This window comes from Mycolicibacterium frederiksbergense, assembly GCF_012223425.1.
In the GTDB taxonomy this organism is placed as follows: Bacteria; Actinomycetota; Actinomycetes; order Mycobacteriales; family Mycobacteriaceae; genus Mycobacterium; species Mycobacterium frederiksbergense.
Genome location: NZ_CP038798.1, coordinates 64,369 through 90,688, shown reverse-complemented (window position 1 = coordinate 90,688; position 26,320 = coordinate 64,369). Strand labels below are relative to the sequence as shown.

The 26,320-nt window shown below is 65.0% G+C and carries 23 protein-coding genes and 6 pseudogenes; 16 read left to right on the top strand and 13 right to left on the bottom strand.

Annotation, left to right across the window (positions count from 1 at the left end):
- Positions 1–21: 21 nt before the first annotated feature.
- The 7 genes from pcaH (at position 22) to EXE63_RS02190 (ending at position 5,709) form a co-directional block, all read left to right on the top strand.
- On the top strand, positions 22–819 hold the full coding sequence (gene pcaH / locus EXE63_RS02220; RefSeq protein WP_168140594.1) for a protocatechuate 3,4-dioxygenase subunit beta: 798 nt from the start codon (positions 22–24) through the stop codon (positions 817–819).
- Positions 819–1,388 carry a protocatechuate 3,4-dioxygenase subunit alpha gene (gene pcaG / locus EXE63_RS02215; protein ID WP_168140593.1) on the top strand — a complete coding sequence of 190 codons (570 nt, stop codon included), beginning with the start codon at positions 819–821 and terminating at the stop codon, positions 1,386–1,388. Before pcaH ends, pcaG begins: the two co-directional genes overlap by 1 nt.
- The gene (locus EXE63_RS02210) at positions 1,385–2,590 is read left to right on the top strand and encodes a lyase family protein (protein WP_168140592.1); all 1,206 of its coding nucleotides are present in this window, start codon (positions 1,385–1,387) and stop codon (positions 2,588–2,590) included. The genes pcaG and EXE63_RS02210 overlap by 4 nt, the downstream gene beginning before the upstream one ends.
- Entirely contained in the window at positions 2,587–3,768 is a 1,182-nt protein-coding gene (pcaDC, locus tag EXE63_RS02205) for a bifunctional 3-oxoadipate enol-lactonase/4-carboxymuconolactone decarboxylase PcaDC (RefSeq protein ID WP_168140591.1), read from the top strand. Before EXE63_RS02210 ends, pcaDC begins: the two co-directional genes overlap by 4 nt.
- Positions 3,765–4,463, top strand: a complete 699-nt coding sequence (locus tag EXE63_RS02200) for a 3-oxoacid CoA-transferase subunit A (protein ID WP_047040851.1) — start codon at positions 3,765–3,767, stop codon at positions 4,461–4,463. Before pcaDC ends, EXE63_RS02200 begins: the two co-directional genes overlap by 4 nt.
- Positions 4,460–5,149: a 3-oxoacid CoA-transferase subunit B gene (locus EXE63_RS02195; protein WP_168140590.1), complete on the top strand. Its 690-nt coding sequence runs from the start codon at positions 4,460–4,462 to the stop codon at positions 5,147–5,149. Before EXE63_RS02200 ends, EXE63_RS02195 begins: the two co-directional genes overlap by 4 nt.
- A 71-nt stretch (positions 5,150–5,220) precedes the next feature.
- On the top strand, positions 5,221–5,709 hold the full coding sequence (locus EXE63_RS02190; RefSeq protein WP_137144042.1) for a cupin domain-containing protein: 489 nt from the start codon (positions 5,221–5,223) through the stop codon (positions 5,707–5,709).
- A 224-nt stretch (positions 5,710–5,933) separates the two neighbouring features.
- Here EXE63_RS02190 and EXE63_RS02185 read toward each other — a convergent pair whose 3' ends face one another.
- Together EXE63_RS02185 and EXE63_RS02180 are read right to left on the bottom strand one after the other, a co-directional pair.
- Entirely contained in the window at positions 5,934–6,404 is a 471-nt protein-coding gene (locus tag EXE63_RS02185) for a hypothetical protein (protein WP_047040856.1), read from the bottom strand.
- Positions 6,405–6,428: 24 nt separating this feature from the next.
- The gene (locus tag EXE63_RS02180; protein WP_209999710.1) at positions 6,429–7,232 is read right to left on the bottom strand and encodes an IclR family transcriptional regulator; all 804 of its coding nucleotides are present in this window, start codon (positions 7,230–7,232) and stop codon (positions 6,429–6,431) included.
- 172 nt (positions 7,233–7,404) lie between these two features.
- Here EXE63_RS02180 and EXE63_RS02175 point away from each other — a divergent pair.
- Positions 7,405–8,463: pseudogene (locus EXE63_RS02175) on the top strand (IS256 family transposase); the annotation flags it as partial.
- A gap of 4 nt (positions 8,464–8,467) precedes the next feature.
- On the opposite strand, the pseudogene EXE63_RS33580 reads toward EXE63_RS02175, so the two are convergent.
- From EXE63_RS33580 to EXE63_RS33350, 5 genes and pseudogenes are all read right to left on the bottom strand, one after another.
- Positions 8,468–10,434, bottom strand: a pseudogene (locus tag EXE63_RS33580) (tyrosine-type recombinase/integrase).
- Positions 10,431–10,661 (bottom strand): tyrosine-type recombinase/integrase, encoded by a 231-nt coding sequence (locus EXE63_RS33220; protein WP_366515279.1) that lies wholly within the window; start codon positions 10,659–10,661, stop codon positions 10,431–10,433. The pseudogene EXE63_RS33580 and the gene EXE63_RS33220 overlap by 4 nt, the downstream one beginning before the upstream one ends.
- Positions 10,559–11,140 (bottom strand): tyrosine-type recombinase/integrase, encoded by a 582-nt coding sequence (locus tag EXE63_RS02165; RefSeq protein WP_272955786.1) that lies wholly within the window; start codon positions 11,138–11,140, stop codon positions 10,559–10,561. The genes EXE63_RS33220 and EXE63_RS02165 overlap by 103 nt, the downstream gene beginning before the upstream one ends.
- Positions 11,140–11,484: a site-specific integrase gene (locus EXE63_RS32740; protein ID WP_234904143.1), complete on the bottom strand. Its 345-nt coding sequence runs from the start codon at positions 11,482–11,484 to the stop codon at positions 11,140–11,142. Before EXE63_RS32740 ends, EXE63_RS02165 begins: the two co-directional genes overlap by 1 nt.
- 154 nt (positions 11,485–11,638) lie before the next feature.
- Positions 11,639–12,898 carry an integrase catalytic domain-containing protein gene (locus EXE63_RS33350; RefSeq protein WP_181023472.1) on the bottom strand — a complete coding sequence of 420 codons (1,260 nt, stop codon included), beginning with the start codon at positions 12,896–12,898 and terminating at the stop codon, positions 11,639–11,641.
- 110 nt (positions 12,899–13,008) lie between these two features.
- Here EXE63_RS33350 and EXE63_RS02155 point away from each other — a divergent pair.
- Positions 13,009–13,230: pseudogene (locus EXE63_RS02155) on the top strand (transposase); the annotation flags it as partial.
- Positions 13,231–13,584: 354 nt separating this feature from the next.
- On the opposite strand, the gene EXE63_RS02150 reads toward EXE63_RS02155, so the two are convergent.
- On the bottom strand, positions 13,585–14,460 hold the full coding sequence (locus EXE63_RS02150; RefSeq protein ID WP_234904142.1) for an integrase catalytic domain-containing protein: 876 nt from the start codon (positions 14,458–14,460) through the stop codon (positions 13,585–13,587).
- 23 nt (positions 14,461–14,483) lie between these two features.
- A pseudogene (locus EXE63_RS32730) lies at positions 14,484–14,720 on the bottom strand (integrase catalytic domain-containing protein); the annotation flags it as partial.
- Positions 14,721–15,079: 359 nt separating this feature from the next.
- Between EXE63_RS32730 and EXE63_RS32725 the strand changes: the two are divergent.
- The 4 genes from EXE63_RS32725 to EXE63_RS02135 all read left to right on the top strand — a co-directional run bounded on the left by EXE63_RS32725 (position 15,080) and on the right by EXE63_RS02135 (position 18,844).
- Positions 15,080–15,778: a cupin domain-containing protein gene (locus tag EXE63_RS32725; protein ID WP_234904141.1), complete on the top strand. Its 699-nt coding sequence runs from the start codon at positions 15,080–15,082 to the stop codon at positions 15,776–15,778.
- A complete protein-coding gene (locus tag EXE63_RS32720; RefSeq protein WP_234904140.1) occupies positions 15,779–16,090 on the top strand; it encodes a cupin domain-containing protein in 312 nt (103 codons plus the stop codon).
- A gap of 27 nt (positions 16,091–16,117) precedes the next feature.
- Entirely contained in the window at positions 16,118–17,155 is a 1,038-nt protein-coding gene (locus EXE63_RS02140) for a dihydrodipicolinate synthase family protein (RefSeq protein ID WP_168140588.1), read from the top strand.
- Positions 17,156–17,377: 222 nt separating this feature from the next.
- On the top strand, positions 17,378–18,844 hold the full coding sequence (locus tag EXE63_RS02135) for an aldehyde dehydrogenase family protein (RefSeq protein ID WP_234904166.1): 1,467 nt from the start codon (positions 17,378–17,380) through the stop codon (positions 18,842–18,844).
- A gap of 532 nt (positions 18,845–19,376) precedes the next feature.
- Here EXE63_RS02135 and EXE63_RS02130 read toward each other — a convergent pair.
- The 3 genes and pseudogenes from EXE63_RS02130 to EXE63_RS02120 all read right to left on the bottom strand — a co-directional run.
- A pseudogene (locus tag EXE63_RS02130) lies at positions 19,377–19,595 on the bottom strand (transposase); the annotation flags it as partial.
- Between the two features lie 47 nt (positions 19,596–19,642).
- Complete coding sequence (locus tag EXE63_RS02125) at positions 19,643–21,610, bottom strand: site-specific integrase (RefSeq protein ID WP_168140587.1); 1,968 nt, start codon at positions 21,608–21,610, stop codon at positions 19,643–19,645.
- A pseudogene (locus EXE63_RS02120) lies at positions 21,607–22,473 on the bottom strand (tyrosine-type recombinase/integrase); the annotation flags it as partial. The pseudogene EXE63_RS02120 and the gene EXE63_RS02125, both read right to left, overlap by 4 nt.
- 211 nt (positions 22,474–22,684) lie before the next feature.
- Here EXE63_RS02120 and istA point away from each other — a divergent pair.
- The 3 genes from istA (at position 22,685) to EXE63_RS33390 (ending at position 26,024) form a co-directional block, all read left to right on the top strand.
- Complete coding sequence (istA, locus tag EXE63_RS02115; protein ID WP_062887208.1) at positions 22,685–24,271, top strand: IS21 family transposase; 1,587 nt, start codon at positions 22,685–22,687, stop codon at positions 24,269–24,271.
- Positions 24,268–25,059, top strand: a complete 792-nt coding sequence (istB, locus tag EXE63_RS02110; protein WP_062895396.1) for an IS21-like element helper ATPase IstB — start codon at positions 24,268–24,270, stop codon at positions 25,057–25,059. The genes istA and istB overlap by 4 nt, the downstream gene beginning before the upstream one ends.
- Positions 25,060–25,292: 233 nt before the next feature.
- The gene (locus EXE63_RS33390; protein ID WP_366515274.1) at positions 25,293–26,024 is read left to right on the top strand and encodes a DUF3024 domain-containing protein; all 732 of its coding nucleotides are present in this window, start codon (positions 25,293–25,295) and stop codon (positions 26,022–26,024) included.
- A gap of 49 nt (positions 26,025–26,073) precedes the next feature.
- Here EXE63_RS33390 and EXE63_RS02095 read toward each other — a convergent pair whose 3' ends face one another.
- Positions 26,074–26,307: a hypothetical protein gene (locus EXE63_RS02095; RefSeq protein ID WP_234904137.1), complete on the bottom strand. Its 234-nt coding sequence runs from the start codon at positions 26,305–26,307 to the stop codon at positions 26,074–26,076.
- Positions 26,308–26,320: the final 13 nt, after the last annotated feature.

Here is a 26,320-nt window from a genome sequence, read left to right as displayed (position 1 = left end):
GGAGCCAATAGTGTCAAGGCTATGACAGCAGCGATCGACCGCGATCCCGACGGCGGGTTGCCGAGGCAGCAGGCGATCAGCGCGGAGATCGAGGCGATCGAGTCCGAGTACCAGCGCGCTGGCATCGAGGAGACGCAGCCGCGGCTCGGCTACCCGCCCTACCGCAGCAGCCTGCTGCGTCATCCCACGAAGGACCTACACCACGCTGACCCGGAGGGCGTCGAGCTGTGGACGCCCTGCTTTTCCGAACGCGACGTGCATCCGCTTGAATCGGACCTCACCATCCAGCACTCAGGCGAACCCATCGGCGAACGGATAGTGGTGACCGGCCGGGTGGTCGACGGCGACGGACGGCCGGTGCGACGTCAACTCGTCGAGATCTGGCAGGCCAACGCCGGCGGTCGCTACATCCACAAGCGTGATCAGCACCCGTCCGCGATCGACCCCAACTTCACCGGCGTCGGCCGCTGCCTGACCGATGACGACGGAAGCTACCGCTTCACCACGATCAAGCCAGGGCCGTATCCGTGGAGGAACCACCGCAACGCTTGGCGCCCAGCCCACATCCACTTCTCGGTGTTCGGAACGGAATTCACGCAACGGCTGATCACCCAGATGTACTTCCCCGGCGACCCGTTGTTCGCGCTGGACCCGATCTATCAGTCGATCACCGACCGAAAGGCCCGAGACCGACTGATTGCCAACTACGACCACGACGTCACCACCCACGAATGGGCCACCGGATACCGGTGGGACATCATCCTCACCGGCGCGACGCGCACTCCGACCGAGGATCCCCACCGCGGAAGCGAACACTGATGAATACCCTGCTCACCGCCACCCCGGGGCAGACCGTCGGACCCTTTTTCGGTTACGCACTCCCGTTCGACCGGTGCGACCAGCTGGTTCCGGCCGGCTCACCGGGTGCCGTCCAGCTTTCCGGCTTGGTCCTCGATGGTGACGGCCAGCCTGTTCCCGACGCCCTGCTTGAGATCTGGCAGGCCAACGCCGACGGCACCATCCCCACGTCCACCGGCTCGCTACACCGGGACGGCTGGACCTTCACGGGGTGGGGCCGCGCCGGCACCGACGCTGGCGGACGGTACAACTTTTCCACCGTCATCCCAGGTCCCTGCGATCCCGGTGCGGCACCGTTCTTTCTGATCACCGTGTTCGCCCGCGGGCTGCTCAACCGGCTGTTCACCCGCGCCTACGTGCCGGGGGGCCAGCTGGCAGGCGATCCACTGCTGGCGTCCCTGCCGCCCGAGCGCCGCGACACGCTCATCGCCACCCGCGAGGGCGCCGGACTACGCTTCGACATCCAATTGCAGGACGCGCCAGGCAAACCCGAGACGGTCTTCCTGCGCTACGCGGGATACCAGCGATGACTGACCTCTTCTGGCCGGGCGACGACCTCGCAGGCGCCCTGATGAGCGGCCCCGCATTCCTCGAGGCCATGGTGGCCGTGGAACGGGCGTGGCTGGACATCCTCGTCGACGCCGGTATCGCACCGCAGGAGGCGCGTGCCAGCTTGGCAGACCTCATCGCCGACGCCGACACCGAGTCGATCGCCCGCCGCGCCGCCACCGACGGCAGCCCCGTCAGCGCGCTGGTCACGTTGTTGCGTGAGCGCTCAACGGCGGCGACAGCGCGTTGGTTACACCGCGGGCTAACCAGTCAGGACGTCGTCGACACAGCGCTCGTCATCTGCGCCCGTGATGTCCTCATGCGCATCGGCGACGAGTTCACCGTCCAAGTCCGGGCGCTGTCCGAGCTCGCTGAGAGGCACCGGAGCACACCAACACTCGCGCGTACCCTGACCCAGGCCGCTCTACCGAGCACCTTCGGCGTCAAGATGGCACGTTGGCTTACCGGCATACTGGACGCCGCCGAACCGCTGACCGGGCTGCTGCCCTCGCTGCCGGTGCAGGTCGGTGGCGCGGTGGGAACGCTGGCGGCGGCTACCGAATTGACCGGTTCGGTGGACGGCGCCATCGCGTTGAGCGACGCGCTCGCCGGCGCTCTGCGGCTGGCGCCGGCTCCGCCCTGGCACACCACCCGCTCGGCGATCACCCGTATCGGGGATGCGTTGGTGAGCTGCTGCGACGCCTGGGGGCACATCGCCGCCGATGTCGCGACCGGTAGCCGGCCCGAGGTCGGCGAGCTGGTCGAGGGGACTGGTGGCGGCTCATCGACGATGCCGCACAAGAACAATCCCGTCCGCTCTGTGTTGATCCGGCGCACCGCGCTCACCGCGGGCACCTTGGGCGCCACCCTGCACCTGGCCGCAGGAGCGAGTGTCGACGAGCGCTCCGACGGCGCGTGGCACGCCGAATGGGCCACACTGCGCACGCTCGCCCGCCGCACCGTCGTGGCGGCCGTCCAGGCCTCCGAACTGCTCTTCGGGTTGCAGGTGGACACGGCGCGGGCGGCCGCGAACCTGGCCGACGCGGGCGGGCTGCTCACCGAACAACGTGCAATGACCGAGTTGACCGGTAGCCCAGCACGGCCCGACTACACCGGTGCCGCCGATCGGCTGATCGATTCGACCTTGAGTCGGGCCCGCCGCTTCATCAAGTCTGCGTCATGACCATTCCGGCCTTGGCCACAATCGACTTCGGCGGTCCCGACGGTGCGCCTGTCCTCGTGCTGGGGCCTTCACTGGGTACTTCGGCAGCCACGCTGTGGAGCGCTGCGGCTGGATGGCTGAGTGCGCACGCCCGCGTCGTCGGGTGGGACCTACCCGGTCACGGTCGAGGCGGTCCTGGCGAGCCCTTCACGATCGCCGAACTAGCGGCCGCCGTGCTGGCACTCGCCGACGACATGCGCGCCGAGACCTTCCACTACGCCGGTGATTCGCTCGGTGGCTGTGTCGGTCTGCAGCTGATGCTCGACGCGCCGCAACGGGTGGACTCGGCGACCCTGCTGGGCACCGGTGCGTCGATCGGCACCCCAGCTGGCTGGCTCGAGCGCGCCGCCACCGTCCGCGCCGAGGGCGTCGAAACCCTGCTCTCGGGTGCGGCCCAGCGGTGGTTCGCGCCGGGCTTCGTCGACCGGCAACCAGGTGTCGGCGCGGCGCTGCTGGACGCCCTCAGTCACACCGATCCGGAGTCCTATGCGCAGGCGTGCGAGGCTCTCGCGGCATTCGACATTTCCGACCGATTGCGCGAGATCGTCACTCCCGTCCTGGCCGTGGCAGGCAGCGCCGACGTGCCCACGCCGCCGGAGTCATTGCGGCGCATCGCCTCCGGTGTCCAGGACGGTGACCTCGTAGTGCTCGACGGTGTCGGGCACCTGGCACCCGCCGAAGCCCCGGACCGGGTCGCCGGCCTCATCGCAGAGCAGGTGGGTATTCCGCAGCCTGCGACTAGGACCGTCGAGGACGTGTGTCGCGCGGGAATGGCGATACGGCGCCAGGTGCTCGGCGACGGGCACGTCGACCGGGCAATCGCCGGTACCACCGACATGACCGCCGATTTCCAGCACCTGATCACCCAGTACGCCTGGGGAACCATCTGGACACGCCCAGGTCTAGACCTTCGCAGCCGCTCGATGATCACCCTGACGGCGCTGGTCGCGCGCGGGCACCGCGAGGAACTGGCGATGCACCTGCGAGCGGCCCGCCGGAACGGTTTGAGCAACGACGAGATCAAGGAGCTGCTGATGCAGACTGCCATCTACTGTGGCGTCCCCGACGCCAACTCCGCGTTTCGCATCGCCGCCGAGGTATTGCCGGAATTCGACGAGGACGAGCGGGCGTCGTCATGAGCCGCACCGCCGTCTGCGCCGCCGCCCACGAAGCCGTCGCCGGAATCGCTGACGGCGCAACAATTCTCGTCGGCGGATTCGGCATGGCGGGCATGCCCACCACACTCATCGATGCGATCATCGAACAGGGCGCCGCCGAGCTCACCATCGTCAGCAACAACGCGGGCAACGGCGACACCGGTCTGGCCGCGCTGCTGGCTGCCGGTCGGGTCGCGAAGGTCATTTGTTCCTTCCCCCGACAGGCCGATTCGTACGTGTTCGACAGGCTCTACCGGGACGGCATGGTCGACCTCGAAGTGGTCCCGCAGGGCAACCTGGCCGAGCGGATCAGAGCGGCAGGCGCGGGCATTGGCGCGTTCTTCTGCCCGACCGGTGTCGGCACCCCGCTCGCCTCGGGCAAGGAGATCCGCACGATCGACGGCCGCGACTACGTGCTGGAGTATCCGATCCGCGGCGACGTCGCACTCATCGCAGCACACCTGGCCGACCGGGCCGGAAACCTGTTGTACCGCAAGACTGCTCGCAACTTCGGTCCGGTCATGGCGACCGCCGCCACGCTGACCGTCGTTGAGGTCTCCCGCGTCGTCGAGACCGGAGGCATCGACCCCGAGACGGTCGTGACGCCGGGTATCTTCGTCGACCGCATCCTCGACCTGTCCTCGATTCCCGCCGCCCGCACCGAGGCCGCCTCGTGACGGGAACGCTCGATGCAAGGACACGGCGTCGTGTCGAGCATCTCGACCGTGGCCCGTTGGACCGCCGGGAGATCGCCGCGATGATCGCCCGCGACATCGCACCTGGGTCGTACGTCAATCTCGGCATCGGCCAGCCCACGATGGTCGCCGACTACCTCGACCCCGCCGCCGAGGTGGTGCTGCACACCGAGAACGGCATGCTCGGCATGGGAGGCGCCGCGACAGGAGACGCCATTGACCCGGATCTCACCAATGCAGGCAAGGTTCCGGTCACCGAAACCCCTGGGGCGTCCTACTTCCACCACGCCGACTCCTTCGCCATGATGCGCGGCGGCCATCTCGACGTGTGTGTGCTCGGGGCGTTTCAGGTCAGCGAGCGTGGAGACCTCGCCAACTGGCACACCGGAGCACCGGACGCCATTCCCGCGGTCGGGGGTGCGATGGATCTCGCCATCGGAGCGAAGCGCGTATTCGTGATGATGACGCTGTTCGGCAAGGACAGGACCGCGAAGTTGGTTCCGGAGTGCAGTTACCCGCTGACCGGGCTTCGGTGCGTCAGCCGGCTGTATACCGAGTACGCGATCTTCGACATCGACAACGCCGGAGACGGACGCGTGCGCGTACTCGAGACCTTCGCCATCAGTATCGCCGCGCTCGAGAAGCGCTTGCACATAGCTCTGTCGTGACCCTGGCGCTTGGGTCGCCGAAAAGTGACTCCATGCTCGCTCAGCGACGAAATTCCCAGAGGAGTGGATCGATGACCCTATCCCGTGACGAGCTAGCCGATTTCGCCGAAAGTATGGCGCGCGCAGGGGATCGCGACACCCAGCACGTGACCGAGGAGCACCTCGTCGTGAACTCCACCGAGGCACACTGGATCCAGACCGGAAGCCCATCAGAAATTGGATTGCTTCTGCGGATACCCGCCCGCTCCATTGAGTTCTTCCTGCAGAAGATCCCCGCCGGTGCGGGCAGTGACCTTCATCGACACGTACACGAGTCAGTTCACTTCGTGCGACATGGCTCGGGCTGGTCGGAGATTGGCGATCAACGCGTAACGTGGAGCGCAGGCGACTTCGTGTATACGCCGCCGTGGGTATGGCATCGCCACTATGCAGATGACCAACAGGACGTCGAGATGATAGTCATCGAGAACTCCCGCCTCCTGGCTGCCGTGGACGCAACCCAGAGGGAAACCAGGGGCAACGTTAGCTTCGCCGAGGCTTTCGGCGTCGCCGACACGTAAGCAGTGGAGAAATTGTCAAGGGAATCGCTTCGAAGGGCGCTTGACGACGGCGGTCAAACACACGGCGGCCGGTCAACCCATCCACGGCGCTAATGTCCAGCCGCCCTGCAACTTTCGTGGCCGCGGCGTCTCCCGGCGAAGCAGGCGGCCTGATCTGCACCCGTGTTGTCGGCCCACGGGTTGTGCGAGTAAAGCGCAAAGTGATCACGATGCGGTCACATGCGTTATTCGTCGAACCCTTCATCTGGGATAGCAAACGCCGCCCTGGCGTTGTCGTTGAGATTTGCAAATCCATCGATAACCACCCGGGCCACGCGGGTCTCATGGTCGACAATGCGGATCAGCCACGTGTGAAAGGCCGCACCGGTGAATTCTTCGCTGACCGGCGAAGGAGCTCTCCAGCGACGGAAGAAGAACTCGAGTCGTGTCGTCAGCTCGATGACATCCTCCTGCACCGGAACGTAGGAAAGTACTTGACGCAGTTCGAGGCGTTCGTCGAAAATCCCGTCCCGCTGCGTGAGATACAACCGCAGACCATTGAGTCCCTTCCATTGGTGGCCGCCGCGAAAGCCGATTTCGAAGTCGTCTGTGAGGACGGTTGCGAACATTTGCTCGGCCGGCGAGTGGCGCTGTTCTAAGCGCAGGTAGTCATCGATCGTCGAAACGAACGCCGGCAGGTCGGGGGTACTCGACACAGAACATCTCCTTTGCCAATGTAGTTAGACCAGCTTAGTAGCAAGCTCTGCGGCAGCTTCGCCGATGATGCCAGCTACTTGGCGGACATGTGATGGCCGTAACCGATAGCTCGGCGCTGATGCATTTAGTGCCAGCCTCACGTCGGGACCTCTTGCAGGTATGGCGACAGCAACGGATGCGACACCTTCTTCGCTTTCCTCCCTACTGGTCGCGAAACCGCTCTTTCTGACCTCTACCAACTCGGCGCACAACTGGGTGAGGGTGCTCACTGAATTCTGGGTGAGTTGTTCCAAATTTGGTTCAGGGTACAGTTTGTGAAGCTCTTCATCGGAGAAGTTGGCAAGCATGGCCTTACCGGTCGACGTGCAGTGTGCAGGCATGGTCCTGCCCAGGCGCGATACCACCCGCACGGCGGACGGGCTCTCGACCGCCGCGATGAAGCGGACCGACGTGCCATCCAGCATCCCGATATGCACTGTTTCCTGCAGCGCATCGCTGAGCTGGCGCAGAATCGGAGCTGCGATGCGCGGTATATCCATTCTGGCGAAAACAGCGAACGCCACCCCGGTCAAGGCCGGTCCGGGCAGATAAGCCTTGCTGATCGGATCCTGGCGGACGAAACCGCGATACTGAAGCATCGATAACAGCCGATGCGCAGTCGACGATGCCACGTCTAGATAGACGCTTGCCTCGGTAAGACGGACCTCTGATCGTTCACCCAGGAGTAGAAGTAGGCGAAGAGCGTTGTCGACAGACTCGATCGGATACTGAGGCGGTTTAGCGGTACCGAGTTGATCCATTTGTCGCGTTTGCGCCGGTCTCTGCATGGCAGAAAGGGTACCTCCCCTGAGGAACGAGTGGGTAAGTCCCCTGGCGTGGTGGGGTTTCGGAGGTCGGGGACGACGGTGCCGGGTGTGTCGTTGACGGTGTTGGGGTGGGCCATCGCGTAGTGGTCAGTGAGTTACCTACCAAGTGACTCACAGGAAGACACACGACGCGATGACCCATGACCATTCTGCCCTGCTCGCCCAGCTCGACGCTTTGAAGTCCGCTGACGTCGGCGCGGTGTTCGCCGAGCTGATCCGTGCCGGGCTGCAGCAGCTCATCGAAGCTGAAGCCACCGCGGCGATCGGCGCCGGCCGCTACCAGCGCACCGATGGTCGTACGGTGCACCGCAATGGGCATCGGCCCAAGACAGTGTCGACCACCTCGGGGGACGTCGAGGTGCAGATCCCCAAGCTGCGAGCCGGGTCGTTCTTCCCATCGCTGCTGGAGCGGCGCCGCCGTATCGACAAGGCACTGCACGCGGTGATCATGGAGGCCTACGTCCACGGGGTGTCGACCCGCAGTGTTGATGATCTGGTGTTCGCGATGGGCGTGGAGACCGGGGTGTCGAAGTCGGAGGTGTCGCGGATCTGTGCTGGCTTGGATAAGGAGATCGAGGCGTTTCGCACCCGTAGCCTGGCCCACACCGAGTTCCCGTACGTGTTCTGCGATGCGACGTTCTGCAAGGTCCGTATTGGGGCGCACGTGGTCTCTCAGGCCTTGGTGGTGGCCACCGGTGTGTCCATCGACGGCACTCGCGAAGTGCTGGGCACCGCCGTCGGTGACAGCGAGTCCTTCGAGTTCTGGCGGGAATTCCTGGCGTCGCTGAGAGCGCGCGGTTTGTCCGGGGTGCATCTGGTCATCTCCGACGCACACGCGGGATTGAGAGCTGCTGTGGCACAGCAGTTCATGAACTCGTCGTGGCAGCGCTGTCGGGTGCATTTCATGCGCAACCTGCACACCGCGGTCGCCGCCAAGCACGCCCCAGCGGTCACCGCGGCGGTCAAGACCATCTTCGCCCACACCGACCCCATGGAGGTCGCACAGCAGTGGGACCGGGTCGCCGACACGCTGGCGGGCAGTTTCCCGAAGGTGGCCGCGATGATGGCCGAGGCGAAGACCGATGTGCTGGCGTTCACCGCGTTCCCGCGGGCGCACTGGCAAAAGATCTGGTCGAACAACCCGATCGAACTTATCCGGCCCTCGGGGGCGCATCAACCCCAGGTGGTCGATTCGGTCAGCGGTCGAGGCGGTGCAGGTGGTCGGTCAACGCGTCGGCGACACGGTGGTGGCGGGCGGCTTCGTCGAGCCAGCCACGGGCGCGGGCATCTGCTTCGAGGGTTTGGATGTCGCTGCGTTGTGCCTTGAGTGCGCCTTGGAACTCGGGGCCGGTGACGAAGTTGTCGCAGGTTTCGCAGATGTTGGCATAGGGACAGGCGCCGGCACTCTGGTGGCGGGCGCAGTAGCCGTGGGCGACACGTGTTTTGAGCATCTCACTACCGAGCCAGCTGACCGCATCGGGGACGATGGGTTTGCCGACCGGAGTGAGAGTGAACTGTCGTCGCATCTTTCCCATGGCCTGGTCGTAGGCATCGCGCAGCGTCGGGGAGGCCAGGGTGGCGTAACGCAGCGTCATCTGCGGGGTGACATGTCCGAGCAGTGCCATCAAAGCCTGCAGGCTCATGCCCGCGTTCGCGAGTTCGGTGGCCCACGTGTGGCGTAGCTGATGCGGGGTTACCACCAACGGTGCGCCGCCAGTTCCGTGCAGCCCGCAGGACTCGACGGCGGCGAGCAGGCCTTTGCGTAACCGCGTCTGCCCGAGGCGGCGGCCGTGCGCGACGAACAGGAAGACGAACAGGAAATCGGTAGGCGCTCCGGTACGGGGATGCTGCAGTGGGCGGCAAACACCACGTCTGCTGGTCCACTGGTCCAACGCGGCAATGGTGTTGGCCGAGAGTGGAACCATGCGTTCGGTGGCGAGCTTGCCCAACGGAACTTTCAACCAGGTGCCGGCGGGTCCGTAGTCGATGACGCTGTCGAGTTCGAGGTCGAGCAGTTCCCCTATTCGCAGCCCGGCCCGCGCAGCACCGTCAACCCGACGCGGGTAAACGTATCCTCCAGCTGGGCAACCGCGTTCATCACCGCGGCGTCGATATCAGGTGGCAGGGCGCGTGGCAGGGGTTGATCGAGTTTCGGGATATCGACGGCGAAGACCAGACGACGCGGCGGTGCCTGCTCCCAACCCCATTCGGTGATGTCATCGAGGAGGTTGCGCACGCTCAGCACCGTCGATTGGATCACGGCCTTGGAGATGGTGCGTCCTGCGCCGGCGGCGGCGCGTTGCCCACGCCAGGTGCGGGTGCGATTCCAGACCAGGAAACCCTCGATGTGACGGCGATCCAGATTCTCGAATGAGGTGAGTTCGGGATGAGTGGTGCTGAGATAGTCCGCGAACGGCAGCAGATCGTTGATCAACGATTCGACGGATTTCGGCCGCAGCACCGATGCCCTGACGGTGACGTAACGCAGCAGCGTCTGCCGGATCGGGTCGGTCATCGCCACGTCGGCGAAGCGTTGGGCGTAGCTGCGGGCCCACCGCCGACGCTGTGGTGGTGTGTCGACGATGCGGGCGTGAAAAAGCATCTGCCGCAGCCCGGCGATCCGGTTGCGGTAGGCGCGCCTCGACGATGCCGGGATCGACTGTGTGGCAGCCAGTGCGGCATCGAACTTGTCGACCGTGCCGTTGGTGACATCGTGGACGAGTCCGCCGTGCCAGGCGAGCAGCACCGCCAGGCATTCACCCAGGACCGTCTCGATCCATTGCGGTGTCCAGCCCAAGGCCAGCCCGGCCGTGCGCACGGCGGCGAATCCGTCCGGGTCGCGGTCCTCGACGGCCCGGCCGAGGCCAGTGAGGTTCTTGACGGCCGCGAGTTCGAGGTCGAGCCGTAACGCGCCCCGGCCAACGACATGACACAGCAATGGCCACGCCCCGCTGTGGCGCAGCTCGGCCAACCGCTCGGCCGCCGGTCGAGTCATCCAGTCCTGCAGATCCGGGTGCTCGGTCAGGAAGGTGCTCGCGCTGCGGGTGCGACCACGCACCGACCTGCCACTGAGACCTAGGCCGGAAACGTACTCGAGATAGTCGTCCAGCACCGCATCCGAGTCGGCCAGTAGGTCGATCGATGCGAGCGTCCGGTTGGTCATCGTCGTGTCCCAGCGAGGCTGGCGCGAGCCGCACCGTATTCGGCGGCGAGTTGTTCGACCGACAGGTGCACGTAGCCGGCGGTGGTTTCCGGGGACACGTGGCCCATCAACTCCCGCAGCACCATCAGATCGATGCCAGCAGAGGCGAGTTCAGTGCCGTAGGTATGACGGAGCCGATGCGGACGTACCCTCGTCGCACCGGAGTGGTCTCGGTGCCGCCGAAACAGCGACCGCAGTCCGGCCTCGCTGACCGGGGCCCCGCGGAGGGTCCGCGCAGCACCACGAAACACTCCTCGGTCGCCAACCCTGGTGGGCGTTCCAGGCGCAGATAGGCCGACAGTTCGGTGAAGAATGCTGCATCGACCGGCACCACCCGTTCCTTTGAGCCTTTGCCGAGCACCCGCACTCGTCGCCGGCCGAAGTCGATGTCGGCCAACCGCAAGGATCGCACCTCGGCGCTGCGTAAGCCCCCGAATAGCATCGCCCACACCATCGCCCGATCCCGATGGGTTCGCAACGACGCCACGAACCGCTCGACTGCATCCGCGTCGAGGGACTCGGGCAGCAATCGCGGTTGCCGCACCAGTCGGCCTCCGGCCCGAGGCCGACCCGGGCCCAGATGCCCGAGCGGCCCCCGCGCCACCGGTCGCAGTCCCTGCCCGCGCCGCGGTGAGGGCACCGGGTTGTCGGTACGTATCCCAGTCATCACCAGGTACTCGAACAATGCCCGCACCGCCGCGACCCGCCGGTTAATCGTCGATGCCGCCGCGCTCCCGCCATTCCTTCTCGCCGGGTTGCACCGGGGTCACGGCGCACGTCCTGCCAGTCGATCCACTCGAACACCTCCACCGGCGTCACCGCCGCCACCGCGAGATCACGGTCGAGCAGGAACCGAGCCAAATTGAGCACATCGAAGGCATACGCCCGCACCGTCGCCGCACTGAACCCGCGTCCGACCAGATGCACCAGGAATGCGTTCGCCGCTGCGCACCCCTCCCACGGGCCGTCGATCGCATAGCCCTCGCTGCTGGTACGCACCCGAACAGTCATCGCCTACCCCTCTCGGCCCTGTCAGCATGCGCCCCGCATGACCGGCGGCCTCGAACCTCACGCCGCATCCACGGTCGTGCGAGGTGCCTCACCTAATTGTGAGCGCGAAGGGTGAGCTGGTGCCTCACGCATAATGAGCGCGTGGGGGCTTGCGTTACTTCGCCGTGGCCAATCGGTTGATTGACGGTTGCAATGCTTCCAGGTCGAGGTGGCGGGCGGCGGTGAGGGCCTCGGTCTTGGCCTGGGCCAGATCCAGGAGTTGCATTTGGATGGTGTTGATCTGCCGGGTCAGATCGGCCGGGTTGATGCCCTCGATTCGGTCGGCAACGTTCGAGAGTTGTTGTGCTTCAAGGAGTCCTGATGCTTGCAGGCGTTGCCACGGGGTGGCCGGCTTGTCGTAGATGCGCTTGCGGCGACCGTTTGCGGTGGTGGTGTAGCCAACGGGTTTTTTGGTCGGGGTGAAGAAGTTCAGGCGCAGCGACACCAGCTTCCACAGCCGGTTGAGCAGCTCTAGCTCGTCGGGGGTGTCGTAGCGCCAGTAGAACGCGTGTTTGCGCACCACATGGTGGTTCTTCGACTCCACATGCGCCTGGTCGTTCTTCTGGTACGGCCGCGAGCGAGTCTGGGCGATGTCGCGGGCCTGCAGCCAGCCCGCGACATCGTGATTGATGAACTCCGACCCGCAGTCCGAGTCGAAGATCACCAGGTCGAAGGGGAACCGCTGCTGCAGCTCAGCGATGCCCGCCAGGATCCACGTCGAGGCGTTGTTGCGGATCGAGCAGTTCTCGGTCCAGCCAATCACTAGGTCGGTCATCGTCAGCGTGCGGGCGAACTCGCCGATCAGTGTCGGGCCGCAGTGCGCCACGGTGTCGGCCTCGATCACCCCTGGGGCATCGGGCGCCTCATCGGCACAGGTACGAATGGTGATCGAGTTCCGCAGCAGCGGTGAGGGTTTGGTCGTCGAGATACCCTTGATCCGCATCCGGTCCCGGGCCGGTTTCAAGTACCGGTCCACGGTCGCAGCGCTCATTGTCTTGAGTTCAGCGGATGCCCCCTTGGTGGCGAACGGCTTGTCAAGATCACCGGCCTCGGCCAGCAACGGCAGCCACAGATCGAGCATGACCACCAGGTACTTGCCGCACGGCATGCCCATCAACGCCCACACGTGCTCCAGAAGTGCCCTGGCGTCGTCGCTGAAGCCCCGCGCCCGCAGCGCGCGCCCATCGACCTGCGCGGCCGGGTCCGGCAGCTTCGGGCCGGTCAGCATCCGCCGGGCCGTGGAGCGACCCATCCCGGTCGTGGACACCACCCGATCCAAAATCTTGCCCCTGTCCGCCTTGGATGCCTTGCGGTACTGACCTCGCAGTTTGTTCGTTACCTGCCGCCTCGCAGCCATATCGATCTTGCCTTCCACATCGGGCAAGCCTTCTAGACCACGCGCTCAAAATAGGTGAGGCACCACCACCGGCCACGCGCTCAAACTAAGTGAGGCACGTCGTCGTGTCGTGGGAGGGCCGGTTAACCGATAGACTGAATAAGGAGATCAAGCGACGAGCCGATGTCGTGGAGATCTTCCCCAACCCGGCGGCGTTCCTGCGGCTGGCCACCGCGGTGGTCATCGAGTCTCATGACGAGTGGCAGGTCACCCGCCGCTATCTGTCCGATGTCTCGATGGACGAACTACGCACGGTCATCGCCGCAAAACACGCCGCTGCAGCACTTGCCAAACAACACCAAATCACCTAGCGTTCAACACGACTCGTTGATCGCAACGCGTGAACCACGCCAGATCCGAAGTCCACCACTCCCCGGGACGCTATCAAACCCGTTTGATGCACCACGTAGAGACGAGGACAGGGCAGGCCGCCCCAACCCCCTTGACAAACCGCACTTACGAAGGTGTCGCGACGGCTGAGAAGTGCCGGCTGTTGTGCGACCTTTGCGACTCGCATTGCGCCCCGGTACCTCATCAAGTCGATGACCATCGGGTCCGTGCTGACCCTTCGTCCCACCTGTTCACCGCTACGAGGTGCCTCACCTAATTGTGAGCGCGAAGGGTGAGCTGGTGCCTCACGCATAATGAGCGCGTGGGGGCTTGCGTTACTTCGCCGTGGCCAATCGGTTGATTGACGGTTGCAATGCTTCCAGGTCGAGGTGGCGGGCGGCGGTGAGGGCCTCGGTCTTGGCCTGGGCCAGATCCAGGAGTTGCATTTGGATGGTGTTGATCTGCCGGGTCAGATCGGCCGGGTTGATGCCCTCGATTCGGTCGGCAACGTTCGAGAGTTGTTGTGCTTCAAGGAGTCCTGATGCTTGCAGGCGTTGCCACGGGGTGGCCGGCTTGTCGTAGATGCGCTTGCGGCGACCGTTTGCGGTGGTGGTGTAGCCAACGGGTTTTTTGGTCGGGGTGAAGAAGTTCAGGCGCAGCGACACCAGCTTCCACAGCCGGTTGAGCAGCTCTAGCTCGTCGGGGGTGTCGTAGCGCCAGTAGAACGCGTGTTTGCGCACCACATGGTGGTTCTTCGACTCCACATGCGCCTGGTCGTTCTTCTGGTACGGCCGCGAGCGAGTCTGGGCGATGTCGCGGGCCTGCAGCCAGCCCGCGACATCGTGATTGATGAACTCCGACCCGCAGTCCGAGTCGAAGATCACCAGGTCGAAGGGGAACCGCTGCTGCAGCTCAGCGATGCCCGCCAGGATCCACGTCGAGGCGTTGTTGCGGATCGAGCAGTTCTCGGTCCAGCCAATCACTAGGTCGGTCATCGTCAGCGTGCGGGCGAACTCGCCGATCAGTGTCGGGCCGCAGTGCGCCACGGTGTCGGCCTCGATCACCCCTGGGGCATCGGGCGCCTCATCGGCACAGGTACGAATGGTGATCGAGTTCCGCAGCAGCGGTGAGGGTTTGGTCGTCGAGATACCCTTGATCCGCATCCGGTCCCGGGCCGGTTTCAAGTACCGGTCCACGGTCGCAGCGCTCATTGTCTTGAGTTCAGCGGATGCCCCTTGGTGGCGAACGGCTTGTCAAGATCACCGGCCTCGGCCAGCAACGGCAGCCACAGATCGAGCATGACCACCAGGTACTTGCCGCACGGCATGCCCATCAACGCCCACACGTGCTCCAGAAGTGCCCTGGCGTCGTCGCTGAAGCCCCGCGCCCGCAGCGCGCGCCCATCGACCTGCGCGGCCGGGTCCGGCAGCTTCGGGCCGGTCAGCATCCGCCGGGCCGTGGAGCGACCCATCCCGGTCGTGGACACCACCCGATCCAAAATCTTGCCCCTGTCCGCCTTGGATGCCTTGCGGTACTGACCTCGCAGTTTGTTCGTTACCTGCCGCCTCGCAGCCATATCGATCTTGCCTTCCACATCGGGCAAGCCTTCTAGACCACGCGCTCAAAATAGGTGAGGCACCACCACCGGCCACGCGCTCAAACTAAGTGAGGCACGTCGCGCTATTGACGAGATCCCTCTCCCGCAGTTAAGCTCCTAATACAGAGGTAAGTTCTGGAAAGCAGAGAAGGGCACGAAGGCTTGTGAGTCAAATCCCAACGCTTCCCGAGTTCGACGCCGAGCTCGAGGCGGCGAACCTACGAGGACAATGGGTGTACGACGAGATGCTGGAAAATGTCGTCGGTGGACCTAGGCCGGCTGGTGTTCCATTTCTGTGGCGGTGGCAGGACGTACACGCGAAGCTTTTGAAGTCGTGTGACGTGATGCCCGAGAGCTTCACAGCGCGTCGCAATCTCTCCTTCATCAACCCGGCTGCCCGGGGAACGACCCATACAATGAACATGGGCATGCAGATGCTCAAGCCTGGCGAGATCGCTTATGCCCATCGCCACAGCATGGCGGCCCTGCGGTTCGCGATTCACGGTGGCCCAGGCCTGGTAACGGTGGTTGACGGGGAACCGTGTCAGATGGACGACTACGATCTGGTCCTGACTCCCCGCTGGGCGTGGCACGATCATGAGAACACGACCTCGGAGAACGTCGTCTGGTTCGACGTTCTGGACATCGGGTTGGTGCTCGGCCTGAACGTGCCTTTCTACGAGTCCTTCGGGGAGAAGCGGCAGCCGCAGCGCGAGAACCCGGGCGAGCACCTCGCCGATCGAGGTGGGCTGGTGCGCCCCGCCTGGGAACAGGCCAAGATGGCGAATTTCCCGTTCCGCTACCCGTGGCGTGACGTGGAACGACAGCTCGGGCGCATGGCGGGTCTTGCCGGTAGTCCCTATGACGGCGTAGTCCTGCGTTATGCGAACCCCGTCACAGGTGGCTCAACCATGCCCACCCTGGATTGCTAGGTGCAGTTGCTGCGGCCGGGCCAGCGGACCGAAGCCCACCGCCACACCTCGAGCGCCGTGTACTTCGTCGTGCGCGGCGAAGGGACGACGGTCGTCGACGGAGTGGAGCTCGACTGGGGTCCGCACGATAGCTTCGTGGTGCCCAACTGGAGCACGCACCACTTCATCAACCGGTCTGCGAAAGAAGCCGTTCTGTTCTCGGTGAACGACATCCCAGCTTTGAAAGCCCTAGACCTCTACTTCGAAGAGCCTGAGCTGTCTGTGGGCACGCACCCGGTCCCTCCGATCCCCGCAAATCTCCGCGCCCGCTAAGGGCCGCCCGAGAGAAACAGAGCTAACGTGGCCACTAAACTGACATTGTCCGCTGACGATGTAACCGGCGTCGTGGGCATCATCCCCACTCCGTCCACCCCGACTGCCGACCACACTAACACCGTAAACTCGGTGGACCTCGAAGAGGCGGCGAAACTCGCCGACGCGATGGTCCGCGGTGGGGTCGACGTCCTCATGACCACGGGCACGTTCGGCGAGTGCGCCTCGCTCACGTGGGACGAGCTGCAAAGTTTCGTTGCTACCGTAGTCGACGCCGTCGCAGGGCGTATCCCCGTTTTCGCCGGCGCGACGACACTCAACACGCGCGACACGATCGCTCGGGGCCACCGGCTCGGCGAGCTCGGCGCCGATGGTCTGTTCGTCGGGCGTCCTATGTGGCTGCCGCTCGATGACGCCGGCATTGTGCGGTTCTACCGAGACGTAGCCGAGACGTTGCCCCACCTGGCGCTGGTGGTCTACGACAACCCGGGTGCTTTCAAGGGGAAGATTGGGACGTCGGCCTACGAGGCGCTCAGCCATATACCGCAGGTCGTCGCGGCCAAGCATCTCGGGCTCCTTAGTGGCTCCGCCTTTCTGTCCGACCTCCGTGCGGTGGACGGCCGCATACGGCTGCTGCCGCTCGAAAACGACTGGTACTACTTCGCGCGGCTGTTCCCGGAGCAGGTCACCGCCTGCTGGTCGGGCAACGTGGCCTGCGGCCCAGCACCGGTGACCCGCTTGCGCGACCTGATTAGGGCCGAGCGCTGGGACGAGTGCCAAGCACTCACCTACGAACTTGAGGCAGCTCTCCAGACGCTCTACCCGAGCGGCAACTTCGCCGAATTTTTGAAGTACAGCATCCAGATCGACAATGCGCAGTTCCAGGCGGCGGGTTTCATGCGCACGGGGCCCACCCGGCCGCCCTACACCGAAGTGCCGGAGTCGTATCTGGACGGAGCGCGCGAGGCCGGCAGGAGATGGGCCGCATTGCAGCAGCGCTACGCGGCGCCCCACCTCGACGGGTTGGACGTGCCGTCTGAAGTCACGCTAACCCAGACCCCGTGACCAGAGCGCGTGTGACCGCGGACGGCGGTCCCAATCTAAAAACGAACGACGGCACAGGTGGTCGGTCATCGGCTGGGCGGACGGGTGGCATTCCGACGATTGCCGAGCGTCACCGCGCTCTTGTTCCGCCGCTTGTGTTCCATTTCTCCGCGGAGAATCGATAGGCCGAAAGAAATTAGGTGCCACGAAGTGAATTTGAGTGATGTACGGGGTCGACACGAGGTGACGTCCCTGGACGACGCGCTACGTGCAGTCTCTAGGACGTGGACGCTTCCGCTAGGTGCTGCGACTCTGGGGACCCATGGTGTCTACGACGTAGACGATCCATGCACCGGGGACGTGTTGACCCAAGTGCCGGACTGCAGTGCCGAAGATGTCGACAAAGTGGTGGCGACTGCGCATGCCGCCCAACATGATTGGGCACTTCGGACGCCGCGACAGCGCGGCACCGCGCTGCGAGCTTTGGCGACACTGATGCGAGATCACGCCGAAGAACTTGCGCTGCTGGACGCAATCGACGGCGGCTTTCCGCTGCCTGCAATGCGCGACGACGTCAACTGGGCCGCCGAAGTGCTCGAGTTGATGGCCGACGCCGCACTGGACCTCGGCGGGCGTACTATTCCACTCTCGACAGACCTCCATTACACACTGCAGCAACCCTATGGCGTGGTCGCTCGAATCGTCCCCTTTAATCATCCCGTCTTGTTTGCGGGATCTAAGATCGCTGCTCCGCTGATGGCGGGAAACGCCGTGGTGCTCAAAGCGCCCGACCAAACACCGCTCTCTGCCATTCGGCTCGCAGAGCTGGCCAGGGAGGTTCTACCCGAGGGTCTCTTTGGCGTGGTGACCGGACACGGAGCAATTGCCGGAGCCGCGTTGGTCGCCCATCCATTGGTCCGGCGAATCGGCTTCATCGGCTCCCCGGGTACCGGTCGCCGTATCCAGCGTTTGGCTGCAGAGCACGGCGTCAAATACGTCACGCTCGAGCTCGGCGGCAAGAACCCCATGATCGTCATGCCGGACGCCGACCTTGCCGCGGCGGCAAGAAGTGCGGTCGTGGGGATGAACTTCACCACCACAGCCGGCCAATCGTGTGGCTCAACTAGTCGACTGCTCCTGCACGAAGCGGTCGCTGACGAGGTCATTGATTTGGTCGTCGATGAGGTCGCGGGTATCAAAGTGGGCCACCCGCTCGCTGATGGCACGAACATGGGACCTGTCATCGACCAAGCCCAGTACTCGAAGTCGCTGCGGGCTATCGACTCAGGACGGGCGGCGGGCGCCAGCGTGCTTACTGGTGGGGGACGTGCGGAGGGGGTGGGCGACAAAGGCTGGTACGTCGCGCCGACCGTGTTGGCCGGCGTGACCCCGGAGGCCGCCGTCGCCCGCGACGAGATCTTCGGGCCTGTTCTTTCGGTGCTGACTGTCCGTGACGAGGCCGAGGCGGTCGAAGTCGCCAACAGCGTTGACTTCGGATTGACCGCCGCAGTGTGGACCAACAACTTGCGCCAAGCACATCGCATGGCTGCGGAGCTTGATGCCGGTTACGTGTGGATAAACGGCAGTGCACGTCACTACTGGGGGCTACCATTCGGCGGTCGGAAGTCATCAGGTATCGGATCCGAAGAGTCAACGGAGGAGTTGCTGTCCTACACGCAAGTCAAAGCAGTGACCATCACCATGGATTAGGCTCCGATCGCTGGTCGGCGGTATGCGGGAGGCGCGCATTTTCAGCCGAAGGCGTTGAGCGGGCTGGGGTTGTCACCGAGCCTTCTGCGTTATTGGCGACGCCGACCCCTTCGCATCGATAATCCCATTCCGTTTTCGAGAGGCAAAGATCTCCTGTGTCGAACATATAGCGAGGTCGATCAGTCGCTCGCAGCGCAGCATTGGGGATCGGAGGCAGCGGAACGCATCAACTTGTCCTTGGGGTGGTCGTCGCACGGCCCAATGCTTTGCTCACAAGGAGTTCGGCACGTCGGGGTTGTTAGTGCTTCAATGCATCGCGGTCGCAGATGGCGGAATGTACTCGCCGTCGGGGCGCGCGCATCGCTCGGCTCCGCAGCTGACCGCAGCCAACGATCGGCGCGGGGAGGCTGCCGGTGTTGCGTGATCCTTGGCGGACGAGGTCTGGCGAGCGATGACTGCACTGCTCTGTGACAACGGTCAAGTCCAGGGACGTGGTGTACGACGTCGTCGTGTGATTCTTCGAGGTGATGGTTCAGGCGGTCAGTGCCGCGGGGGTGGCCTCCTGTTCGGTCGGGGTGTCGTTGACGGCGCGGGATTTGCTCAAGACATCCAGGCCGAGGTAGCGCCGGGATTCGGCCCATTCATCGTGTTGTTCGGCCAGCACGGCGCCGACGAGGCGGATCAGGGCGTCGCGGTCGGGGAAGATACCCACGACGTCGGTGCGACGCCGGATCTCCTTGTTGAGCCGTTCCTTTATCCGGCCCTCGGGGGCGCATCAACCCCAGGTGGTCGATTCGGTCAGCGGTCGAGGCGGTGCAGGTGGTCGGTCAACGCGTCGGCGACACGGTGGTGGCGGGCGGCTTCGTCGAGCCAGCCACGGGCGCGGGCATCTGCTTCGAGGGTTTGGATGTCGCTGCGTTGTGCCTTGAGTGCGCCTTGGAACTCGGGGCCGGTGACGAAGTTGTCGCAGGTTTCGCAGATGTTGGCATAGGGACAGGCGCCGGCACTCTGGTGGCGGGCGCAGTAGCCGTGGGCGACACGTGTTTTGAGCATCTCACTACCGAGCCAGCTGACCGCATCGGGGACGATGGGTTTGCCGACCGGAGTGAGAGTGAACTGTCGTCGCATCTTTCCCATGGCCTGGTCGTAGGCATCGCGCAGCGTCGGGGAGGCCAGGGTGGCGTAACGCAGCGTCATCTGCGGGGTGACATGTCCGAGCAGTGCCATCAAAGCCTGCAGGCTCATGCCCGCGTTCGCGAGTTCGGTGGCCCACGTGTGGCGTAGCTGATGCGGGGTTACCACCAACGGTGCGCCGCCAGTTCCGTGCAGCCCGCAGGACTCGACGGCGGCGAGCAGGCCTTTGCGTAACCGCGTCTGCCCGAGGCGGCGGCCGTGCGCGACGAACAGGAAGACGAACAGGAAATCGGTAGGCGCTCCGGTACGGGGATGCTGCAGTGGGCGGCAAACACCACGTCTGCTGGTCCACTGGTCCAACGCGGCAATGGTGTTGGCCGAGAGTGGAACCATGCGTTCGGTGGCGAGCTTGCCCAACGGAACTTTCAACCAGGTGCCGGCGGGTCCGTAGTCGATGACGCTGTCGAGTTCGAGGTCGAGCAGTTCCCCTATTCGCAGCCCGGCCCCGCGCAGCACCGTCAACCCGACGCGGGTAAACGTATCCTCCAGCTGGGCAACCGCGTTCATCACCGCGGCGTCGATATCAGGTGGCAGGGCGCGTGGCAGGGGTTGATCGAGTTTCGGGATATCGACGGCGAAGACCAGACGACGCGGCGGTGCCTGCTCCCAACCCCATTCGGTGATGTCATCGAGGAGGTTGCGCACGCTCAGCACCGTCGATTGGATCACGGCCTTGGAGATGGTGCGTCCTGCGCCGGCGGCGGCGCGTTGCCCACGCCAGGTGCGGGTGCGATTCCAGACCAGGAAACCCTCGATGTGACGGCGATCCAGATTCTCGAATGAGGTGAGTTCGGGATGAGTGGTGCTGAGATAGTCCGCGAACGGCAGCAGATCGTTGATCAACGATTCGACGGATTTCGGCCGCAGCACCGATGCCCTGACGGTGACGTAACGCAGCAGCGTCTGCCGGATCGGGTCGGTCATCGCCACGTCGGCGAAGCGTTGGGCGTAGCTGCGGGCCCACCGCCGACGCTGTGGTGGTGTGTCGACGATGCGGGCGTGAAAAAGCATCTGCCGCAGCCCGGCGATCCGGTTGCGGTAGGCGCGCCTCGACGATGCCGGGATCGACTGTGTGGCAGCCAGTGCGGCATCGAACTTGTCGACCGTGCCGTTGGTGACATCGTGGACGAGTCCGCCGTGCCAGGCGAGCAGCACCGCCAGGCATTCACCCAGGACCGTCTCGATCCATTGCGGTGTCCAGCCCAAGGCCAGCCCGGCCGTGCGCACGGCGGCGAATCCGTCCGGGTCGCGGTCCTCGACGGCCCGGCCGAGGCCAGTGAGGTTCTTGACGGCCGCGAGTTCGAGGTCGAGCCGTAACGCGCCCCGGCCAACGACATGACACAGCAATGGCCACGCCCCGCTGTGGCGCAGCTCGGCCAACCGCTCGGCCGCCGGTCGAGTCATCCAGTCCTGCAGATCCGGGTGCTCGGTCAGGAAGGTGCTCGCGCTGCGGGTGCGACCACGCACCGACCTGCCACTGAGACCTAGGCCGGAAACGTACTCGAGATAGTCGTCCAGCACCGCATCCGAGTCGGCCAGTAGGTCGATCGATGCGAGCGTCCGGTTGGTCATCGTCGTGTCCCAGCGAGGCTGGCGCGAGCCGCACCGTATTCGGCGGCGAGTTGTTCGACCGACAGGTGCACGTAGCCGGCGGTGGTTTCCGGGGACACGTGGCCCATCAACTCCCGCAGCACCATCAGATCGATGCCAGCAGAGGCGAGTTCAGTGCCGTAGGTATGACGGAGCCGATGCGGACGTACCCTCGTCGCACCGGAGTGGTCTCGGTGCCGCCGAAACAGCGACCGCAGTCCGGCCTCGCTGACCGGGGCCCCCGCGGAGGGTCCGCGCAGCACCACGAAACACTCCTCGGTCGCCAACCCTGGTGGGCGTTCCAGGCGCAGATAGGCCGACAGTTCGGTGAAGAATGCTGCATCGACCGGCACCACCCGTTCCTTTGAGCCTTTGCCGAGCACCCGCACTCGTCGCCGGCCGAAGTCGATGTCGGCCAACCGCAAGGATCGCACCTCGGCGCTGCGTAAGCCCCCGAATAGCATCGCCCACACCATCGCCCGATCCCGATGGGTTCGCAACGACGCCACGAACCGCTCGACTGCATCCGCGTCGAGGGACTCGGGCAGCAATCGCGGTTGCCGCACCAGTCGGCCTCCGGCCCGAGGCCGACCCGGGCCCAGATGCCCGAGCGGCCCCCGCGCCACCGGTCGCAGTCCCTGCCCGCGCCGCGGTGAGGGCACCGGGTTGTCGGTACGTATCCCAGTCATCACCAGGTACTCGAACAATGCCCGCACCGCCGCGACCCGCCGGTTAATCGTCGATGCCGCCGCGCTCCCGCCATTCCTTCTCGCCGGGTTGCACCGGGGGTCACGGCGCACGTCCTGCCAGTCGATCCACTCGAACACCTCCACCGGCGTCACCGCGTGGCTGTGACAGCCTGATTTGGCCCCGGGTGGGCGGTCGAAAGTGGCCCCACCTGTGTGGTCGCGGGTGTGCTGTTGTGACGGTCTGAGTTGGCCCCACCTTGACGACACGCCGCGTCGGTTATGACGGCGTGAATTGGCCCCACCTGACAGTGATCACAGGCGGTTCCGGATGGCCCGGATCGCTGGTGAAGGGTTGGTGGCTGGAAAGGTGAGGACACGGGTGGAGCAGTTCGCAGCGATCCGCCGGGATCGTCGGGTTGAGGGTTTGTCGATCCGGGCGCTGGCAGATAAGTACCGGGTGCATCGACGCACAGTGCGCCAAGCGTTGGATTCGGCGGTGCCGCCGCCGCGCAAGACCGGGCCGCGAGCGGCGCCGCGGTTGGAGCCGTTCAAGGCGGCCATCGATGAGATGCTGCGTTCGGATCTGGATGCCCCGAAAAAGCAACGCCATACCGCGCGACGGGTGTTGGCGCGGCTGGTCGATGAGCATGACGCTGCCGGGTTGTCGTATTCGACGGTGCGCGACCACATCCGCAAACGTCGCCCACAGATCGCTGCGGAGGCGGGCCGGGCCTTGGAGGCGGGATTTGTGCCGCAGACCTACCGACCCGGCGCTGAAGCCGAGGTCGACTTCCACGATCTGTGGGTGATGCTGGCCGGGGTGAAGACCAAGACCGCACTGTTTACGATGCGGTTGTCGTTCTCGGGGCGAGCAGCGCATCGGGCGTTCGCCACCCAGGGCCAGGAAGCGTTTCTGGAGGGCCACGTTTACGGGTTCGACCGCCTCGGCGGGGTGCCGGTCGACAAGATCCGTTACGACAATCTCAATAGTGCGGTCAAGCAGGTGTTGTTCGGACGGTCCCGTCAGGAGAATGAACGCTGGATCGCGTTCCGCTCGCACTACGGCTTTGAAGCGTGGTATTGCCAGCCCGGTCACGACGGCAGCCACGAAAAGGGCGGCGTGGAAGGCGAAGGGGGCCGGTTTCGCCGCAATCACTGCGTGCCGATGCCGGTGGTCGACTCCATCGACGAGCTCAACGCCTTCTTGGCCGCTGCTGACGACGCCGACGATCGTCGTCGGATCGCTAACCGCGCCAACAGTGTTGGCCAGGACTGGGAAACCGAGCGGCAGTTCCTGCAGCCTGTTGCCGATCAGGGGTTTGAGACGGCGTTGACGCTGACTCCGCGGGTGGATCGGTACGCCCAGATCATGGTGCGCTGCAATCAGTATTCGGTGCCGGCCCGGTTCATCGGGCATCGTGTGCGGGTGAAACTGTCGGCGTCGCATGTCACTGTCTATGACCGCACCACGGTGGTGGCACGTCATCCCCGGGCAGTCGGCAAAGGCACCAAGGTGCTGGACTTGGACCACTATCTGGAGATCCTGGCCCGCAAACCCGGTGCGTTGCCGGGGGCCACCGCACTGGCTCAAGCGCGGGCGGCCAAACTGTTCACCGCTGAACATGACGCGTGGTGGGCCGCAGCCCGGCGGGTTCATGGGGATGCTGGCGGAACCCGTGTGCTGGTTGAAGTCCTGCTGCTGCACCGTCACCTCGACCGCGCTGATGTGCTGGCCGGTATCAGCGCTGCGCTGTCGGTGGGCTCGGTCAATGCCGATGTGGTGGCGCTGGAAGCCCGCCGGGCCGCCGAACAGCGCGCCGGCCTCGGTTCGCCACCCGGCGGCGGTGAGGGCGCCCAGGTGCTCCGGCTCGCTGAGCACCGCCTGATCGCCGACGAGCGGCCGTTGCCGTCGGTGGCCCCCTATGACACGCTGCTGGGGCAGCAGAGCTCATGAACACCACCGCGCGTCACACCGTCACCGATCAGGCCGCGGTCGCGGCAATCGAACAGGGCGCCCGGATGTTGCGGCTGCCCACCATCCGTGACCGCTTCGCCGAGATCGCCGCCGCGGCCGAACGTGAACAGCAGTCCTATCTGGGGTTCTTATCGGAGCTGATGATCGCCGAATGCGAGGACCGGGATCGCCGCCGGGCGCAGCGCCGTATTCATGACGCCGGGTTCCCTCGGCCAAAGCGGCTTGACGAGTTCAGCTTTGAGGCCAACCCCGCGATCAACCCCGCAGTCATCGGCACCCTGGCGACCTGCGCCTGGGTCAAAGCCGGTGAACCCTTGTGCTTGATCGGCGACTCCGGGACCGGCAAGACTCACCTGCTGATCGGGTTGGGAACCACCGCCGCCGAAGCCGGTTACCGCGTCCGCTACACCCTGGCCAGCAAGCTGGTCAATGAACTCGTCGAGGCCGCCGACGAGGCCCACCTGAGTAAGTTGATCACCCGCTACGGTCGGGTGGATCTGCTGCTCATCGATGAGCTGGGCTACCTGCAATTGGACCGCCGCGGTGCGGAGTTGCTGTTCCAGGTGCTCACCGAGCGCGAGGAACGCGCCTCGGTGGCGATCGCGTCCAACGAGCCGTTTTCCGCGTGGACCAAGACCTTCACCGACCCGCGACTGTGTGCGGCCATCGTCGACCGGTTGACCTTCGCCGGGCAGATCATCGAAACCGGCACCACCTCCTACCGACTCGCCCATGCCCGCACCCGCCGCACCAGCACCGCGCAGTAACTCACGCGCCTCTGGCCGGCCTGCAGCCGATACAGTGACCAGGTCATGTTGGTCGCCGATCTGCAGCACTTCCTCGACGTGGGCCCCGAGACCCCGGGCCGGCCCGTGCGCTCGCCGAGCACCTGGGCGGCATCGTTTCCGCAGCGTCGGCCGGCGACGCTCACACCCGGTGGGAAACCGCGCTGCCGTGTCGGCGCCGACCCGCCAACCGCCGCTGCCCGGGCCGCATCACGGTGGTCCGCGGCGATGCTGAGCAACCCATCGGCTGGCAATGCAGCCACTGCGGCGACGACGGCACCATCAGCAACTGGGCAGCATCAATCTACGATCTGCGTCGCCAGCAACTGACCGCAGCCCAACCGCGCCGCGACATTCCCATCGACGCTGACACCGCAGCGACCCTGCGCACCCTGCCCTTCCTCGACAACAACTGTCAGAGAGCGGTTTTCGCGATCTGCGCCCACGGCGGCGAGCTTCATCTCACGATGACCGCCGCCGAACTCGACGACCTGATCGATGCTCTGGCTGCCGAGTCCAATCATGAACCCCACCGCCGCCGTCAACGCCAACTCGACACCGCCTACGACACCCTGACCGCCGCCACCGACACGCCCGGTGGTGACCCAATGGCCCTACCCGAACTCGATATCGCACGCGTGCAACAGTGGTGCGCGGCCAGAGTGCCCGAACACGCGCGTCACCAAGTCCGCGTCGAATGCGACGTCGCTGCCCGGCACCTCACCATCGTCGAACGACGAGCGCCGTGGCGCGAAGACTACGGTCCAGACTGGACCAGTTTCCCGATCGCACGACTGCGCTACACCGCCACCACCAACACCTGGACCCTGTACTGGCGAGACCGACACCTCAAATTTCACCGCTACGACACGATCGACCCCACACCGCACATCCACGATGTGCTCACCGAAATCGATCACAACCCCTCAGGCATCTTCTGGGGCTAGCCACCTCAACGCCAGAAAATCCCAACGCACCGCGAAGGGGGGGCCAAAACTAGCCGTCACACTGGGGCCACTTCAAGTTGACATTGCCAACCGCCGCCACCGCGAGATCACGGTCGAGCAGGAACCGAGCCAAATTGAGCACATCGAAGGCATACGCCCGCACCGTCGCCGCACTGAACCCGCGTCCGACCAGATGCACCAGGAATGCGTTCGCCGCTGCGCACCCCTCCCACGGGCCGTCGATCGCATAGCCCTCGCTGCTGGTACGCACCCGAACAGTCATCGCCTACCCCTCT